The sequence below is a fragment of the Streptomyces sp. NPDC048603 genome, from assembly GCF_043199475.1.
In the GTDB taxonomy this organism is placed as follows: Bacteria; Actinomycetota; Actinomycetes; order Streptomycetales; family Streptomycetaceae; genus Streptomyces.
The window spans coordinates 121257-138352 of sequence record NZ_JBICVY010000013.1; the positions used below are offsets into that span (position 1 = coordinate 121257).

Annotated in this window: 16 protein-coding genes; 13 read left to right on the forward strand and 3 right to left on the reverse strand. The window is 71.6% G+C overall.

Going from position 1 to position 17096, the window contains the following annotated elements; translation table 11 throughout:
- Nucleotides 1–19 precede the first annotated feature (19 nt).
- On the reverse strand, nt 20–1048 hold the full coding sequence (locus ACGFQ9_RS29745) for a LacI family DNA-binding transcriptional regulator (RefSeq protein WP_393578028.1): 1029 nt from the start codon (nt 1046–1048) through the stop codon (nt 20–22).
- A 124-nt stretch (nt 1049–1172) separates the two neighbouring features.
- Between ACGFQ9_RS29745 and ACGFQ9_RS29750 the strand changes: the two genes are divergently transcribed.
- The 13 genes from ACGFQ9_RS29750 to ACGFQ9_RS29810 all read left to right on the forward strand — a co-directional run bounded on the left by ACGFQ9_RS29750 (nt 1173) and on the right by ACGFQ9_RS29810 (nt 14339).
- Nucleotides 1173–2450: an MFS transporter gene (locus ACGFQ9_RS29750; protein ID WP_393578029.1), complete on the forward strand. Its 1278-nt coding sequence runs from the start codon at nt 1173–1175 to the stop codon at nt 2448–2450.
- Between the two features lie 57 nt (nt 2451–2507).
- Nucleotides 2508–3869, forward strand: a complete 1362-nt coding sequence (pafA, locus tag ACGFQ9_RS29755; protein WP_393578031.1) for a Pup--protein ligase — start codon at nt 2508–2510, stop codon at nt 3867–3869.
- Nucleotides 3870–4024: 155 nt separating this feature from the next.
- Complete coding sequence (locus tag ACGFQ9_RS29760) at nt 4025–5032, forward strand: FKBP-type peptidyl-prolyl cis-trans isomerase (protein WP_393578032.1); 1008 nt, start codon at nt 4025–4027, stop codon at nt 5030–5032.
- Between the two features lie 41 nt (nt 5033–5073).
- Nucleotides 5074–5451 carry an FKBP-type peptidyl-prolyl cis-trans isomerase gene (locus tag ACGFQ9_RS29765; protein WP_393578034.1) on the forward strand — a complete coding sequence of 126 codons (378 nt, stop codon included), beginning with the start codon at nt 5074–5076 and terminating at the stop codon, nt 5449–5451.
- A 174-nt stretch (nt 5452–5625) separates the two neighbouring features.
- Nucleotides 5626–6582, forward strand: coding sequence for a helix-turn-helix transcriptional regulator (locus ACGFQ9_RS29770; protein ID WP_393578035.1), 957 nt, complete (start codon nt 5626–5628; stop codon nt 6580–6582).
- 20 nt (nt 6583–6602) lie between these two features.
- A complete protein-coding gene (locus tag ACGFQ9_RS29775) occupies nt 6603–7565 on the forward strand; it encodes a helix-turn-helix transcriptional regulator (RefSeq protein ID WP_393578037.1) in 963 nt (320 codons plus the stop codon).
- Between the two features lie 72 nt (nt 7566–7637).
- A complete protein-coding gene (locus ACGFQ9_RS29780; protein WP_393578039.1) occupies nt 7638–7901 on the forward strand; it encodes a hypothetical protein in 264 nt (87 codons plus the stop codon).
- A gap of 142 nt (nt 7902–8043) precedes the next feature.
- Nucleotides 8044–8241, forward strand: a complete 198-nt coding sequence (locus ACGFQ9_RS29785; protein ID WP_393578041.1) for a hypothetical protein — start codon at nt 8044–8046, stop codon at nt 8239–8241.
- A gap of 156 nt (nt 8242–8397) precedes the next feature.
- Nucleotides 8398–8685: a Sec-independent protein translocase subunit TatA gene (gene tatA, locus ACGFQ9_RS29790; protein WP_393578042.1), complete on the forward strand. Its 288-nt coding sequence runs from the start codon at nt 8398–8400 to the stop codon at nt 8683–8685.
- A 50-nt stretch (nt 8686–8735) separates the two neighbouring features.
- Nucleotides 8736–9701 (forward strand): twin-arginine translocase subunit TatC, encoded by a 966-nt coding sequence (gene tatC, locus ACGFQ9_RS29795; protein ID WP_393578043.1) that lies wholly within the window; start codon nt 8736–8738, stop codon nt 9699–9701.
- A gap of 17 nt (nt 9702–9718) precedes the next feature.
- Nucleotides 9719–10606 (forward strand): diacylglycerol kinase, encoded by an 888-nt coding sequence (locus ACGFQ9_RS29800; RefSeq protein ID WP_393578044.1) that lies wholly within the window; start codon nt 9719–9721, stop codon nt 10604–10606.
- 46 nt (nt 10607–10652) lie between these two features.
- Nucleotides 10653–13490, forward strand: a complete 2838-nt coding sequence (locus tag ACGFQ9_RS29805) for a DEAD/DEAH box helicase (protein WP_393578045.1) — start codon at nt 10653–10655, stop codon at nt 13488–13490.
- A 90-nt stretch (nt 13491–13580) separates the two neighbouring features.
- Nucleotides 13581–14339, forward strand: coding sequence for a helix-turn-helix domain-containing protein (locus tag ACGFQ9_RS29810; protein ID WP_393578046.1), 759 nt, complete (start codon nt 13581–13583; stop codon nt 14337–14339).
- On the opposite strand, the gene ACGFQ9_RS29815 is transcribed toward ACGFQ9_RS29810, so the two are convergent.
- Together ACGFQ9_RS29815 and ACGFQ9_RS29820 are read right to left on the reverse strand one after the other, a co-directional pair.
- Nucleotides 14303–15271: a pseudouridine synthase gene (locus ACGFQ9_RS29815; RefSeq protein WP_393578047.1), complete on the reverse strand. Its 969-nt coding sequence runs from the start codon at nt 15269–15271 to the stop codon at nt 14303–14305. The genes ACGFQ9_RS29810 and ACGFQ9_RS29815 overlap by 37 nt on opposite strands.
- Before the next feature lie 229 nt (nt 15272–15500).
- Nucleotides 15501–17063, reverse strand: a complete 1563-nt coding sequence (locus ACGFQ9_RS29820; RefSeq protein ID WP_393578049.1) for a serine hydrolase — start codon at nt 17061–17063, stop codon at nt 15501–15503.
- Nucleotides 17064–17096: the final 33 nt, after the last annotated feature.

Sequence of the window (17096 nt, forward strand, 5' to 3'; positions counted from 1 at the left end):
GGCCGGGGCATCGTCGTGTTCAGGGGCCGGCGGGCCGGGCCGGGGGCGCGGTGGAGCCGCGTACGACGAGTTCGACGGGGAGGTCGGGGGCGGACCACTGGTGGCCCGCGAGGACGGCGAGGAGGGCGGTCATGCCGTGTTCGCCGACGCGTTCGGCGGGGAGGCGGACGGTGGTGAGTTCGGGTTCGACCGCGGTGGCGAGGGCCATGTCGTCGAAGCCGGTGACGGAGAGGTCCTCGGGGATGCGCAGGCCGAGGCGGCGGGCGGCCTTGCAGGCGCCGACGGCGAGGATGTCGTCGTCCGCGATGACGGCGGTGGGACGGGTGGCCGGGTCGGTGAGCCCGGCGAGGGCCTGTTCCATGGCGGCGGTGGCCGCGTTGACGTTGAGGGCGGACCGGACGGTGCGGTGTTCGGCGCCGGGTCCGTGGGCGCCGAGGGCGTGGTGGATCTCCCTGGCGCGGATGTCGAAGGTCCAGGAGTCGATGTCGGCGGCGAGGTGCAGGAAGCGGCGGTGTCCGAGGCCGAGGAGGTGGTCGGTGACCTGTCGTACGCCGTCGGTGATGGCGAGGTTGACGTAGGCGTCGGCGCCGCCTGCGGGGTCGCTGTCGAGCATGACGAGGGGGAGCGGGGTGGCGGTGCCGCTGATGGCTTCGAGAGCGTCGGCGGCCATGGAGGAGGCGATGACGCCGTCGAGGGCGGCCTGGGCGGAGGCGAAGGGGTCGCGGGCGGGGCCGGTGCCGTCGGGGGAGAGGTAGAGGACGACGCCGAAGCCGTGCCGGCCGGCGACGGTGGCGGCGCCGGTGTAGACGCGGGCGAAGAATTCGTTGGTGAGGGCGGGCACGACGAGGAGGGCGGTGCGGGTGGAGCCGAGGCGGAGGTTGCGGGCGGCGAGGTTGGGGCGGTAGCCGAGTTCGCCGGCGGTTTCGCGGACGAGTGCGGCGGTGCGTTCGGAGACGCGGCCGCGCCATTTGTCGCCGAGGACGAGGGAGACGGTGGCCTGGGAGACACCGGCGGCCCGTGCGACGTCGCGGCTGGTGGGTCTCGTCACGCGCTGCTCCTGGTCGTGGGGGTGGCGGGGGTTTGCGGGTGGACGGTTCGGTTGCCGCCATGGTACGTATGATGAGTCAAGTTATACGTATTACGTCGCCCTGTGGGGGCGGAGAGGGGCCGACATGGCCGCGGGGTATGCGGAGCTGCTCAGGACGCGGCATGCCGCACGGCTGCTGGCGGGCACGCTGGTGGGGCGGCTGCCGAACGCGGTCGCCTCGATCGCCATCGTGCTCTTCGTCCGGGGCGAGGGCGGGAGCTACAGCCTGGCGGGCGCGCTCGCCGCCGTCTACGGCGTGGCCAATGCCGTGGGCCAGCCGCTGCTGGGCAGGCTGGTCGACCTGTACGGGCAGCCGCGGGTGCAGCTGCCCGCGGCCGTGGTGTCGGCGCTGGGTGCGGTGTGGCTGGCGCTGGCCGGCATCGGCACGCTGGGGTGGGCGTACGCGGCCGTGGTGGTGGCCGGTCTGTTCACGCCGCCGCTGGAGGGCGGTCTGCGGGCGCTGTGGCCGGGTGTCCTGGGCGGCCGGGAGGAGCGGGTGCACGCGGCGTACGCGATGGACGCGGTGGCCCAGGAGATCATGTTCACGGTCGGTCCGCTGATGGTGACGCTGCTGGCCTCGCTGTGGGATCCGAGGGCCTCGCTGCTGGTGATCAACGCGCTCGGGGTGCTGGGCGCGCTGTCGGTGGTGGTCTCGGAGCCTTCGCGGCGGTGGCGGTCGGAGCCGCGGGAGGCGCACTGGCTGGGCGCGCTGCGTTCGGGCGGGCTGCTGGCGCTGCTGGGGTCGTTCTTCTTCGTGGGTTCGGCACTGGGGTCGATCGCGGTGGCGGGTCTGGCGTACGCGGACGGTCACGGCGGGGACGCGGTGTACGGCTGGCTGATGGCGGCGCTGGGGCTGGGCGCGCTGGTCGGCGGGGTGTCGTACGGGGCGCGGCAGTGGGCGGGGGTGCCGGAGCGGCGGCTGACGGTGCTGGTGGGGCTGCTGGCGGTGGGGTACGTGCCGCTGCTGCTGGTGCCCGGTGCGGTGCCGATGACGGCGCTGACGGCGCTGGCGGGGGTGTTCCTGGCTCCGTCGCTGGCGTGCGCGTTCATCGTGGTGGACCGGCACGCGCCCTCGGGCACGGTGACGGAGGCCTTCTCGTGGCTGGTGACGTTCTTCGGGGTGGGTGCTGCCATGGGTACCGCGCTGGCGGGGCCCGCGGTGGAACTGGGTGGGGCCAGGGCCGGTTTCGGCGTGGCGGTGGCGGGCGGTGTGCTGGCGCTGCTGGTGCTGACGGCCACTCAGCGGGTGCTGTCGGGGTCTGCGGGGCGCGGGCGCACGGTGGCGGGGTCGGCTCCGGGCGGGCAGGCGGACGGGGTGGCGGGCGTGTCGCAGGGCCCTGCTGCTGCTTCCTCGGGAAAATGATCGAACCCGGCTCTCGAACCCGGTTTCAGAACACAGCAGAAGGCGTAATGTTCAGTCATGGACCGCCGCATTTTCGGGCTGGAGAACGAGTACGGCGTCACGTGCACGTTCAGGGGACAGCGCCGACTGTCACCTGACGAAGTGGCGCGCTACCTCTTCCGCCGTGTCGTGTCATGGGGCCGCAGCAGCAATGTGTTCCTGCGGAACGGTGCCCGCCTGTATCTCGACGTGGGTTCGCATCCGGAATACGCAACTCCCGAATGCGACAACGTGACCGAGCTGGTCACGCACGACAAGGCCGGCGAGCGCATTCTCGAGGGTCTGCTGGTCGATGCCGAACGGCGCCTGCACGAGGAGGGAATCGCGGGCGACGTCTACCTCTTCAAGAACAACACCGACTCGGCGGGCAACTCGTACGGATGCCACGAGAACTACCTCGTGGCCCGGCACGGGGAATTCTCCCGTCTGGCGGACATCCTGATCCCGTTCCTCGTCACGCGTCAGCTGATCTGCGGGGCGGGCAAGGTGCTGCAGACCCCGCGTGGTGCGGTGTACTGCGTGAGCCAGCGGGCGGAGCACATCTGGGAGGGCGTCAGCTCGGCGACCACCCGGTCCCGTCCGATCATCAACACCCGGGACGAGCCGCACGCGGATGCGGAGCGTTACCGCCGGCTGCACGTGATCGTGGGCGACTCCAACATGTCGGAGACGACCATGCTGCTCAAGGTCGGGGCGACGGACCTGGTGCTGCGCATGATCGAGGCGGGCACGGTGATGCGGGACCTCACGCTGGAGAACCCGATCCGGGCGATCCGTGAGGTCAGCCACGACATCACCGGGCAGCGGAAGGTGCGGCTGGCCAGTGGCCGGGAGGCTTCGGCGCTGGAGATCCAGCGGGAGTACTACGACAAGGCGGTGGACTTCGCCGAGCGCCGGGGCATCCGGACGGGCACGGTGGAGCAGGTGCTGGAGCTGTGGGGCCGCACGCTGGACGCGGTCGAGGCGGAGGACCTGGACCGGATCGGCACCGAGATCGACTGGGTCATGAAGTACAAGCTCATCGAGCGGTACCGGGCGAAGCACAACATGACGATGTCGAATCCGCGGGTGGCGCAGATAGACCTGGCGTACCACGACATCCACCGCCGGCGGGGGCTGTACTACCTGCTGGAGCGGAAGGGCCAGGCGGAGCGGATCTGCAACGACCTGAAGATCTTCGAGGGCAAGTCGGTGCCGCCGCAGACGACGCGGGCCCGGCTGCGCGGTGACTTCATCCGGCGGGCGCAGGAGCAGCGCCGGGACTTCACGGTGGACTGGGTGCATCTGAAGCTGAACGACCAGGCGCAGCGGACGGTGCTGTGCAAGGACCCGTTCCGGTCGGTGGACGACCGGGTGGAGAAGCTGATCGCCGGCATGTAGTCCGGCATGGGGCCGGGTACGCGGTCCGGCCCGGTGGAGGCCCTGCGCGCGGTGGCGTGCGGGGCCTTCGTCATGTGCGGGGGGTTGGTCTGTGGCTACCAGCCCGTAGAGTGGCGGGGACCAGACGGATCATTCCACCTACCCCGAGGACCACAGTGCGACGCCGACTTGCTGCCGCGTTCATCGTGCCTGCCCTGATGCTCACCGCGGCCTGCGGAGGGGGTGACGACGACAAGAAGGAATCCTCGGATTCCGCGTCGGCCTCGCCCTCGACGGAGGGAGCGCCCAAGCCGGTCGATGCGGCCGACCCGATGCCGTCGGTGGCGGGTGACGCCGGCAAGAAGCCGCAGATCACCGTGCCCAAGGGCGAGCCGAGCGGCAAGTTCGTGGTGCGGACGCTGACCGAGGGCACCGGCCCGGTGGTGCAGAAGTCCGACACCGTGGTCACCAAGTACACGGGCAAGGTCTGGAAGAGCGGGAAGGAGCTGACCCCGGGTTCGTACGACGACAAGGGCCAGCCCCTGATGGTCACGCCGAACAACCCGGAGACGCTGCCGATGTTCGCCGAGGCGGTGGCCGGCAAGAAGATCGGCAGCCGGGTGCTGGTGGTGGCCCCGCCGGCGGCGGCCTTCGGCGCGCAGGGCAGCCAGCAGCTGGAGATCGGTCCGACGGACAACCTGGTGTTCGTGATGGACCTGGACCGGCTGATGCCGAAGAAGGCGGACGGTACCCAGGCGTCGCTGCCGGCGGATCTGCCGCAGATCAAGGCGGACAAGGAGGAGCCCGCCGAGATCAAGATCCCGAAGAACGACCCGCCGAAGGAGCTGGTCGCCAAGACGCTGATCGAGGGCAAGGGGCCGGAGGTCAAGTCCGGTCAGACCGTGTACATGCAGTACAGCGGTGCCGCCTGGAAGATCAACGAGGGCAAGGACAAGGCGACGCTGTTCGACAGCTCCTGGAAGGCCGGGAAGCCGTTCATGACGGCGATCGGCCAGGGCCAGGTCATCGAGGGCTGGGACAAGGGTCTGGTCGGCAAGAAGGTCGGTGACCGGGTGCTGCTGGTGATCCCGCCGGAGCAGGCGTACAAGGACCAGGACAAGGGCGCGGACCTGCCTGCCAACTCGACGCTGGTGTTCGTCGTGGACATCCTCGAAGCGGTGTAAGACTTGTCCCTGACACAGCAGTCAGAAGCAGGAGTGAACACGTGAGCAACCAGCTCGAGAAGCCCGAGATCGACTTCCCCGACTTCCCGGTTCCGGCCGACCTCGTGATCGAGGACATCTGGGAGGGTGACGGCCCGGTGGCCGAGGCGGGGAACGTGGTCTCCGTCCACTACGTGGGTGTGGCCTACTCGACCGGTGAGGAGTTCGACGCCTCCTGGAACCGCGGCAGCGCGCTGCGTTTCCCGCTCGGTGCGGGTCAGGTCATCGCGGGCTGGGACCGGGGCATCCAGGGGATGAAGGTCGGCGGCCGCCGCAAGCTGATCATTCCGCCGCACCTGGGCTACGGCGACCGTGGTGCCGGTGGCGCCATCAAGCCGGGCGAGACGCTGATCTTCGTCTGCGACCTGATGGGCGTCTGATCAGGTCCTGATCACAGCCCGATCCTTCCGGTCGTGACCGGTGTGGGGCCCCAGCTCTTTCGGCTGGGGCCCCTCGCTTTTGTCCGGGCGCGCCGGGGCGGTACGGTCAACGGTCACGGGTAGTAGGTGCCGTCGGCGGGCCGGCGGCGCATCGGAAGGGTGGGAAGGGCGTCGATGGCGATTGCCAAGGCCGAGCGGCTGATGAACCTGGCGCTGTGTCTGCTGGGGACCCGCCGGCCGCTCAGCAAGCGCGAGCTGCGGGGTTCCATCGAGGCGTACATGGAAGCCGGTAACGACGAGTCCTTCAACCGGATGTTCGAGCGGGACAAGGACGACCTGCGCGAGCTGGGTCTGGTCATCGAGACCGTGGAGAACCTGGAGGGCGAGACCGGCTACCTGGCGCGCAGGTCCAGCAACACGCTGCCGCCGGTGTCCCTGGACGCCGAGGAGGCCGCGGCGCTGGGGCTGGCCGCGAAGGTGTGGCAGCAGGCCCGGCTGGCCGGGGCGGCCAGTGGTGCCCTGCAGAAGCTGCGGGCCGGCGGCATGCCGGAGGCGGAGGACCCCTACGAGGGGCGGCACGGCGCGATCGAGCCGCGGATCCCGGTGCACGAGACGGCCTTCGAGCCGCTGATGCTGGCCTGCAGGGACCGGCGGCCGGTGGTGTTCGACTACCGGAAGTCGAACGCGGCGCGGCCCGAGCCCCGGCACGTGGAGCCGTGGGCGCTGGAGTGCTGGCGCGGTCACTGGTACCTGGCGGGGTTCGACCGGGACCGGGGCGCCGAGCGGGTGTTCCGGCTGTCCCGGATCACCGGGAAGGTGAAGTCGCGGGCCGGCGCGTACACGGCGGAGGTCCCGGACGTGGTGACCGTACGGGAGACCGTGGCCGAGTGGGCCGGAGACATCACGGACCGGACCGCGCTGATCCGGCTGCGGTCCGGTGCCGGGTACCCGCTGCGGGCGAGGGCGACCGTGGTCCGTGAGGGCGGGGACGGCTGGGACGAGCTGGAGATCCCCTACGGGCACGGTCTGGACGCCTGGCTGGTGGAGTTCGGCCCGGACGTGGTGGTGGTGGAGCCCGCTGACCTGCGGGCCGATGTGGTGGCCCGGCTGCGTGCCGTGGCGCAGGACTGAGAAGGGGAGGCGTACGGGCGATGGCTGCGAACGCGATCGACCAGACCCGGCGGATGCTGTCCCTGGTGACGTATCTGCGGGAGCGCCCGGGTGCGCACATCGCCGATGTGGCGCGGGCGTTCGGGATCACCGAGGACGAGCTGATCTCGGACCTGGACGTGCTGCCGATGTGCGGGACGAGCTTCCGGGGCGGGGACCTGCTGGACATCGACACCGACGGTGAGCGGATCTGGTGGCGGAACCCGGACGCGTCGGGGGAGTCGACGGCCGAGCCGCTGCGGCTGGCCGCCGACGAGGCGACGGCGCTGCTGGTCGCGGCGAGGGCGGTGGCGACGCTGCCGGGGCTGCGGGAGAGCGACCGTGACGCGCTGCTGCGGGCGACCGCGAAGCTGGAGGCGGCGGCGGGCGAGGCGGCCGGGGCGAGTGCGCGGCTGTCGGTGACCTTCGAGTCGGAGGGCGGGGTCTTCGCGGATGTCGACCGGGCGATCACCGAGGGGCGCCGGATCTGGCTGCGGTACTACTCGCCGGCCCGGGACGAGCTGACCGAGCGCGAGGTCGACCCGATCCGGCTGGTGGCGGTGGGCCACACCTATCTGGAGGGCTGGTGCCACCTGTCGGAGGCCCGGCGCACCTTCCGGCTGGACCGGGTCGCGGAGATCCGGCTGCTGGACGAGCGGTCCGAACCGCCGGCGATCGAGCCGCGGGACCTGTCGGAGGGGCTCGTGCAGCCGGCCGCGGAGGACCCGGAGGTGGTGGTCGAGGTGGGGCCGGGCGGCCGCTGGGTCGCCGAGTACTACCCGCACGACAGCGCCAAGGAGCTGCCCGACGGCGGGCTGCGGATCGCGCTGCGCACCCCGGACCCGGCGAGCCTTCGGAGGCTGGCGCTGCGGCTGGGCCGGGACGGCCGGATCGTGGAGCCGGCGGAGCTGGCCGGGAGCGCCCGCCAGGCGGCCCGGGAGGCGCTGGCCGGTTACGGCCTCTAGCTCCGCGGCGGCGTGCGGGAACCCTGTGGGCGGGGTGCGGTGAGCGGGGCCAGGATCGAGGGGGCGAGGCGGATGTCAGGAAGTGCCGGCCGGTCCGGCGGGGCCGGGGCGGGCGGCGCGCCGGGCCCGGTCACCTTCAAGGCGGCCTGCCCGGACTGCCGGGCCCGCCTGGAGCTGGCGGCGGGTGCGCTGCGTCTGGCGATCGGCGGCAGCCGCCGCACCACCTTCTACTCCTTCACGTGCCCGGAGTGCGGGGCGGCGGTCCGCAAGCCGGCCGGCGAGCGGATCGTGGAACTGCTCACCGGTGGCGGGGTGAGCACCCTGCGCCGGGTGTGAACGCGCTGCGAAGCGTGTGGAGCGTGCTGCGCCGCGTGAACTTCCTGCGAAGTGTGACGGTCATACGGGCTGTGAGAGGTCCGTGCGGGGTGTGAGCCCCCTGCGCACGGTGTGACGGGTCCGGTGCCCTAGGCTCGGGGACATGCTGTGGCCGATGCTCGCGATCGCCCTGGGTTTCCTCGGGTGCGCCGTTCTCGCCGTCCTGTCCGTGCGGGTGTACGTCGAGGTCAGACGGCTGGCCGGGCAGGTCGCCGAATCCAGCCGGAGGATCGCGGAGGCCTCGGGTGATCTTGAGCACGCGGCCGAGGGTCTCGCTCGCGCGGGTCACTCGTTGCGCTAGATCATCGCTGGACCTGCGCAATCAGGGGTACCCCGGGGGATTGCCGGGCGTTTACCCCTGGGGGTTACGATCCTTCAAGGGCTGCTGCGGACGCGTGTCCGGTCAGCCCGCAGTCACTCCAACCAGCCAGCCGTTCCGGTTCGAAGGAAGTCACACATGATCGGCAATCTGAAGCCTCTTGAGATCATTCTGATCATCGCTGTCATCCTGCTGCTGTTCGGCGCCAAGAAGCTCCCGGAGATGGCCCGCTCCCTGGGCAAGTCGGCCCGCATCCTCAAGAGCGAAGCCAAGGCCATGAAGAAGGACGGCGAGAACGAGGCCGCGGCGGCCGCGCCGACCGCCGACGCTCCGCAGCAGGCCGCTCCGCGCACCATCCAGGCCGCGCCGGGTGACGTGACCAGCTCCCGTCCGGTGACCGAGCCCAACCGCACCACCCAGGGCTGATCCCAGCCCCGAGCGCCGCCAGCCAGCTGCAACGAGACAAGGGACGTGGGTTGCTCAAGTCTGCCCGCAAGCAGGGGAACCAAGGCAAGCCGGACAGTGACGCCGAAGGGCGCATGCCGCTTGTCGAGCACCTGCGTGAGCTGAGAAACCGCCTGCTGAAGTCGGTCCTGGCGATCCTGGTGATCACCATCGCGGCGGCCTTCTTCTACAAGGACATCATCGACTTCCTGCTGAAGCCGATGCTGGATTCCGTCGGCTGTACGGACGGGGTGGTGACCCAGCGCAACGGCAAGCCGTGCGCCGACATGACCGTGAACGGTCTCATCGCACCGTTCTCGATCGCCCTGAAGGTCTCGCTGATGGCCGGTGTGGTGCTGGCGGCACCGGTGTGGCTGTACCAGGTGTGGGCGTTCGCCGCGCCCGGCCTGCACAACCACGAGAAGAAGTACGCGATGAGCTTCGTCGCGGTGGGTGCGCCGCTGTTCGCGGCCGGCGCGGTCCTCGCGTACGTGATCCTTCCGCAGACCGCGACGATCCTGCTCGACTTCACGCCCGAGCACGCGCGGAACCTGCTGCCGGTCGACGACTACCTCGACCTGGTCACCCGCATGGTGATCGTCTTCGGTCTGGCCTTCGAGCTGCCGCTGCTGCTGGTGCTGCTGAACTTCACCGGGGTGCTCACCGGCAAGCGGCTGGCGAGCTGGTGGCGGGCGTTCATCCTCGGCATCACCGTCTTCGCCGCGTTCGCGACGCCCACCGGTGACCCGCTCACCATGCTGACGCTGGCCGCGCCGATCGTGGCGCTCTACTTCATCGCCCTGGGTATCTGTCTGCTCAACGACCGCCGCCGCAGGCGCAACGACCCCGATGCCGAACTGTCCGCGGACGAGGCCTCGGAGCTGGACCTGAGCCCGTCCGAGCTCGGCGAGATCGAGTCGGTGGGCGCTCCGGCGGGCCTGCCGGAACAGGCCGACGGCGGCCGGCAACGGATCAACGGTTACGACGACGCGACCTGACAGGTACATTCCGGTGGGTGACTGCTGAGATCACCCTCTTCGTCAATCCCACCGCGGGACGCGGCCGGGGCGCGCAGGGCGCGCAGCCGGCCGCTGCCGCGCTCCGGGCCGCGGGTTTCTCCGTACGGACGGTCGTCGGTACGGACGCCGAGGACGCTCTGGCCCGGCTGCGGGCGGCCGTACGGGAGGGGACCGGTGCGGTGATCGCCGTCGGTGGTGACGGCATGGTCCACCTCGCGCTGCAGGCGCTGGCCGGGACTCTGGTGCCGCTCGGTGTGGTGGCGGTGGGCACCGGAAACGACTTCGCGCGGTCGCTGGGGCTGCCGGTGCGGGACCCGGCGGGCGCCGGGGCGCTGGCCGCGGAAGCGCTCAAGGAGGGCCGGATCCGTGAGGTCGACCTGGGCCGGGTCGGGGACCGCTGGTACGGGACGGTGTTGTGCTCGGGATTCGACTCACGGGTCAATGACCGGGGCAACCGGATGCGGTGGCCCTCGGGCCGGTTCAAGTACGACCTGGCGATGGTGGCCGAGCTGGCCGCGTTCCGGCCGTTCCCGTACCGGATCACCCTCGACGACGGTCCGGTGATCGAGACCGAGGCCACGCTGGTGGCCGTCGGCAACGGCTCCTCCTACGGGGGCGGGATGCGGATCTGCGCCGACGCCCGGACCGACGACGGGCTGTTCGACGTCACGGTGGTCGGCGACTGCTCCCGGTCCACCCTGCTGCGGGTGTTCCCGCAGGTCTACAAGGGGACGCACCTGTCGCACCCCAAGGTGACCGTGCACCGCGCCGCCAGGATCACGGTGGAGGCCGCCGGTATCACCGCGTACGCCGACGGGGAGCGGATGGGGCCGCTTCCGGTGACCGCGACCTGCGTGCCGGGAGCGGTGCAGCTCATCATGTAAATGATCGCGACTGTTGTCAGAGGCGGCGGGTAGGCTCCAGAGCAAGATGACCGAGGACCTCTCACCCGCCGAGCGGTACGCCGCTGCCAGGATCCGCGCCGCCGAGGAAGCCACTGAACTGGCCTCCTTCCGCGAGATGTACGAATTCGGCCTTGACCCCTTCCAGATCGACGCCTGCAAGGCGCTGGAGGCCGGCAAGGGCGTGCTCGTCGCCGCGCCGACCGGCTCGGGCAAGACCGTGGTCGGCGAGTTCGCCGTGCACCTGGCGCTGGCCCAGGGCCGCAAGTGCTTCTACACCACGCCGATCAAGGCCCTGTCGAACCAGAAGTACTCCGATCTGGTCCGGCGCTACGGCGCCGAAAAGGTCGGCCTGCTCACCGGTGACAACAGCGTCAACTCCGAGGCGCCGATCGTGGTCATGACCACCGAGGTGCTCCGCAACATGCTGTACGCGGGCTCGCAGTCGCTGCTGGGCCTGGGCTACGTGGTGATGGACGAGGTGCACTACCTCTCCGACCGGTTCCGCGGGGCCGTCTGGGAGGAAGTGATCATCCACCTCCCGGAGTCGGTGACCCTGGTGTCCCTCTCGGCTACGGTCAGCAACGCCGAGGAGTTCGGTGACTGGCTGGACACGGTGCGCGGCGACACCGAGGTGATCGTCTCCGAGGAGCGGCCGGTGCCGCTGTGGCAGCACGTGATGGCCGGCCGGCGGATCCACGACCTGTTCGAGGAGGAGTCCGACCACGGCGGCCGCGGCTCGGCCCGCCGCGAGGTCAACCCCGACCTGCTGCGCATGGCGCGCGAGGAGAACAGCCGCACGTACAACCCGCGGGACCGGCGGCGCGGCAAGATGGTCCGCGAGGCCGACCGGGAGCGGGAACGCCGGTCCCGGGGCCGGATCTGGACCCCGGGCCGCCCGGAGGTCATCGAGCGGCTGGACAACGAGGGCCTGCTGCCCGCCATCACGTTCATCTTCAGCCGCGCCGGCTGCGAGGCCGCCGTCCAGCAGTGCATGTACGCGGGGCTGCGGCTGAACGACGACGCCGGCCGGCTGCGGGTCCGGGAGATCGTCGAGGAGCGGACCGCCTCCATCCCCGCCGAGGACCTGCACGTGCTCGGCTACTACGAGTGGCTCGAGGGTCTGGAGCGGGGCATCGCCGCGCACCACGCGGGCATGCTGCCGACCTTCAAGGAGGTCGTGGAGGAGCTGTTCGTCCGCGGCCTGGTGAAGGCCGTGTTCGCCACGGAGACCCTGGCGCTGGGCATCAACATGCCGGCCCGCACGGTGATCCTGGAGAAGCTGGTCAAGTGGAACGGCGAGCAGCACGCGGACATCACCCCGGGTGAGTACACCCAGTTGACCGGCCGGGCCGGACGGCGCGGGATCGACGTCGAGGGCCACGCGGTGGTGCTGTGGCAGCGCGGCATGGACCCGGGCGCGCTGGCGGGTCTGGCGGGTACGCGCACGTATCCGCTGCGGTCGAGCTTCAAGCCCTCGTACAACATGGCCGTGAACCTCGTGCAGCAGTTCGGCCGGCACCGGTCGCGGGAGCTGCTGGAGACCTCCTTCGCGCAGTTCCAGGCGGACCGGTCGGTGGTGGGCATCTCCCGTCAGGTGCAGCGCAACGAGGAGGGCCTGGCCGGGTACAAGGAGGGCATGACCTGCCACCTGGGCGACTTCGAGGAGTACGCGCGGCTGCGGCGGGACCTGAAGGACCGGGAGACCGAGCTCGCCAAGCAGGGCGCCGCGCAGCGCCGGGCGCAGGCGGCGGCCTCGCTGGAGCGGCTGAAGCCGGGCGACGTGATCCACGTGCCGACGGGCAAGTTCGCGGGTCTGGCGCTGGTGCTGGACCCGGGTGTGCCGGGCCGGGTGAACGGGCACCGCGGCTACGAGTACCACGAGGGCCCGCGTCCGCTGGTGCTGACGGCCGAGCGGCAGGTGAAGCGGCTGGCCGGGATCGACTTCCCGGTGCCGGTGGAGCCGATCGAGCGGATGCGCATCCCGAAGTCGTTCAACCCGAAGTCCCCGCAGTCCCGGCGGGATCTGGCCTCGGCGCTGCGGACGAAGGCCGGGCACCTGGTGCCGGAGCGGAACCGGCGGGGCCGCGCGGCTGCGGCCGACGACCGTGAGATCGCCCGGCTGCGGGCGGAGTTGCGGGCGCACCCCTGCCACGGGTGTGACGAGCGGGAGGACCACGCCCGCTGGGCGGAGCGCTACCACCGGCTGCAGCGGGACACCCGGCAGCTGGAACGGCGCATCGAGGGCCGGACGAACACGATCGCGCGGACCTTCGACCGGATCCACGCGCTGCTCACGGAGCTGGACTACCTGCGCGAGGACGAGGTCACCGAGCACGGCAGGCGGCTGGCCAGGCTCTACGGGGAACTGGACCTGCTGGCCTCGGAGTGCCTGCGGGCCGGGGTCTGGGAAGGGCTGAGCCCGGCGGAACTGGCCGCGTGCGTCTCGGCGTTGGTGTTCGAGGCGCGGCAGTCGGACGACGCGGTGGCGCCGAAGGTGCCGGGTGGCGCCGCGAAGGCGGCCCTGGGCGAGATGGTGCGGATCTGGGGTCGGCTGGACGCCCTGGAGGAGGAGTACCGGATCAACGGCACCGAGGGCGTGGGCCAGCGGGAGCCGGATCTGGGCTTCGCCTGGGCCGCGTACCAGTGGGCGTCGGAGAAGAGCCTGGACGAGGTGCTGCGCGAGGCGGAGATGCCGGCCGGCGACTTCGTGCGCTGGTGCAAGCAGGTGATCGACGTTCTGGGGCAGATCGCGGCCGCGGCTCCGGGTGCCGAGGGCAACGGCGGTTCGACCGTGGCGCGGAACGCCCGGAAGGCCGTGGACGCGCTGCTGCGGGGCGTAGTGGCGTACAGCTCGGTCGGATAGACGGTTTTGGGCCTTCCTCCGAAGAGGAGGATGGCCCGATCTGATCTCTCGCCATGATCATTTCGGTGCGCGCTGTGCGACGATCTGGCCATGATTCACATGGGTGCCGATGTGGGTGCGGACAGTGACGCGGACGGTGACGCGGACAGGGGCGCGGGCGAGGACACGGGCGCGGGCGAGGGTGCGGCCAGACGGGTCGGCCGACCCCGCGCCGACCGGCGAAGACCGGTGAGCGGCCGGCCGCCGCGCGAGGAACTCCTCGATGCGGCGGCCGAGTTGTTCACGCTCCGCGGGTACGCGGCCACCACCACGCGGGAGGTGGCCCAGCGGGCCGGACTGCGTCAGGCCACGATGTACCACTACTTCCGCGGCAAGGAGGAACTCCTCGTCGAACTCCTGGAGTCGACGGTCGCGCCCTCGCTGCGGATGGCCGCCCGGCTGCTGGCCGATACCGGCCGCCCGGCCGCGCTCCGGCTGTGGGAGCTGTGCCGCGCCGACGCACTGCTGCTGTGCGGCGGGCCGAACAACCTGGGCGCGCTGTACCTGCTGCCGGAGGTGAGCGACGGAGAGCGGTTCGGCCGCTTCCGGAGCTTGCGGGCCGAACTCAAAAGGGCGTACGGGCGGTTGCTGGGAGAGGCGGCCGACGTCGGCGGGTCCGCCGACGCGAGCGGCCTGGACCTGCGGAACGACCTGGTGTTCGGGCTGATCGAGGGGGTCATCCTGGTGCACCGGTCCGCGCCGCAGCGCCCCGTGGACTCCTTCGCGACGGCTGCGGCGGACGCCGCGCTGCGGATCGCGGGGGTGAGCCTGCCTCAGCCGGCTGCGGGTCCCGCGGCCCAGGAGTCGTAGTCCGTCCAGGCCGACAGCGTGCGGGCGCTGGTGAAGCGGTGCTCGGCACCGGTGACCGGATCGGTGAACTCCAGTCGGCGGGCCAGGAGTTGCAGCGGACGGCGGTAGTCGTCCGGGGCCGGGTCGGTGACGACGGGATAGACCGAGTCGCCCAGGATCGGCAGGCCCAGGGAGTTCATGTGCACCCGCAGCTGGTGGGTGCGACCGGTGTGCGGGGTCAGCCGGTAGCGGGCCAGACCGGCCGGGTGGCCGTGTCCGAGGAGTTCCACGGTGGTCTCGGCATTGGGCTCCCCCGGGACCTCCACGGCCGCGATGACCCCGCGGGTCTTCTCGATCCGGCTGCGCAGGGTGCGCGGGAAGCGCAGCGAGGGGTCGTACGCGGCGACGGCCTCGTACTCCTTGAGGACCGACTTCCGCTGGAACAGGTGCTGGTAGGCGCCGCGGTCCTCGGGGCGCACGCTGAACATCACCAGCCCGGCGGTGAGCCGGTCCAGCCGGTGCGCGGGCGACAGGCCGGGCAGCTCCAGCTCGGTGCGCAGCAGGGCCAGGGCGGTCTGGGTGATGTGGCTGCCGCGCGGGGTGGTGGCCAGGAAGTGCGGCTTGTCCACGACCAGCAGGTGCGCGTCGCGGTGCACCACCCGCAGCGGGAACGGCACCGGGGCCTCGGGGGCCAGCTCACGGTGGAACCAGAGGTGCCCGCCCTGCGGCGGGTACGGGTCCTCCGCGCGCACCCCCCGGCCGTCGGGGCCGACCACCCGGCCGGCGCGGAGCAGCTCGGCGACGGCCGCGGCGCCGGGACCGTCGGCGTAGCGGTCGGTGAGGAACGCGCCGACGGTGGCATGGGGGCCGGCCGGGGGCATCCTCAGGTGGACCGGGTCGATGCCCGATCGCTGGGCCAGCGGGGAAGGCGGTACGGCGGCGCGGCGTCTCATGGTGCGCCCAGCCTAGGCGGCGGTCCGTACCGCGGGAGCCCCGGGCGGCATGGCCTAGGGCCTGTCGTCGAACTCGCGTCGTCGCCCGGAGGGCGGCCCCACGGCGTCTGGTGCGTGCTCTCGGCGTGCCGGGCGGGAGCCCCCGTACTGGACGTACTCGGGCTCTCGCCCGGTGCGGCGAGAGTGCGTGCCAGGCGCCGCGGGGCAGACGCGAGTTTGACGGCAGGCCCTAGCCGTGGCGGAAGGTGCCGAGCCCGTTGGTGTCGAGGTACTCGACGGTGACCGTGGCGCTGTCCGTGCCGGCGCCCTTGAAGGTCACACCGGTGCGGCCGACGGCGTTCTCGCCGGTGGTCTCGAAGCTGAACGTGTCGCCCTGGTAGTGGGTGAGGGGGAAGAGCAGCGGCTTGGGCCCCAGGGAGAGGGTGAGTCCGGTCCCGGGCGCTGCTCCCTCCCGCGCCGTGACGGTCAGCTTCCCGTAGTAGGGGTTGTCGTACGTGCCCGTGTACGCGGAGTCCGGACGGGCGGGCGCGGCATCGGCGGGCGGCTTCGCGTAGTCGGTGGGGGAGCGGTCCTCGTCCAGCTGCTGCGCGTACAGGGCGGCGGCCAGCTCCAGCCAGTCGGTGGTCGCCTTTCCGTGCTCGGCGGTGTCGAAGAAGTCCAGGGCGATGGCGTCGGCCTGGCCGACCGGGGCGCCGTTGGTCAGCACGACGATGCCGAGCTGTTCCAGCGGCAGCATGGTCACGTTGGTGTTCGCGCCGAGCTCGAAGGCGCCGGTGTGCGACAGGCGCAGCCGGCCGGCGTCGTCGTAGGAGACGTTCCAGCCCAGGCCGTAGAAGCCGGCCCGGCCGTCGGGTCCGGCGGGCTGACGGGACACGATCGCGGGGGCACGGGTGGCGTCCAGGGGCGGGCCGGCCACGATCCGCCGGCCGTCCAGCTCGCCGTTGCCGAGCTGCAGCCGCAGCCAGCGGGCCATGTCGCGGGCGGTGGAGCTGACCCCGCCGGCCGGGGCCTGGGCGTCGGGGTCGCGGACGTAGCGCGCGGTCCAGCTGCCGTCGGGGTTCCGGACGTGGGTCGCAGCTCTGTTCGCGGCCTTCTCGAAGGCGGCGAAGGTGGTGGAGGTGCTCGACATGCCGGCGGGTTTGAAGAGCAGGTCCTCGTTGAGCTTCTGCCAGCTGACCCCCTTCTCGCGGGCGACGGCCTCGGCGGCCGCGGTCAGGCCGAAGTTGGTGTACGCGTAGCTCGCGCGGAAGGCGGTGAGGGGTTCCAGGCGGAGCCGGCCCAGGATGTACGACTGGTCGTAGCCGAGGTCCTCCAGGAGGTCGCCGGCATGGTCGGGGAGACCGCTGCGGTGCGCGAACAGGTCGGCGGTGGTGACGTGCCGGCTGACCCAGGGGTCCTTGAGGGCGAAGCCGGGGAGTTCGACGGGACGCTCCCAGTCGCCGGGGTCGGTCATGCCGGCGGCGACCACCGTGGACGAGACCGGTTTGGAGAGCGAGGCCAGCTGGAAGACGGTGTCGGGCCCGACCGCGGCCGGGTCGCCGGTCTTCCGTACGCCGTACCCCTTGAGGTGGACCACCCGGTCCCGGTACACGACGGCGACGGAGACTCCGGGGACTCCGGTGCGCTTCATTACCTCGGTGACGTAGGCGTCGAGGTGACGCAGTGCGGCGTCCACCTCGGCGTCGGTGATCTGCGGCTTCGGCGGGGGCGGCGGGCTGGGCGCGGCGGCGGCCGGACCGGTGGCCAGCACCACTGCCACACCGGCCGCCCCGAGTGCGCGGAGCACGGCCATGGCGACATTGTCGCGCCGCGGCCGGAACCCCGC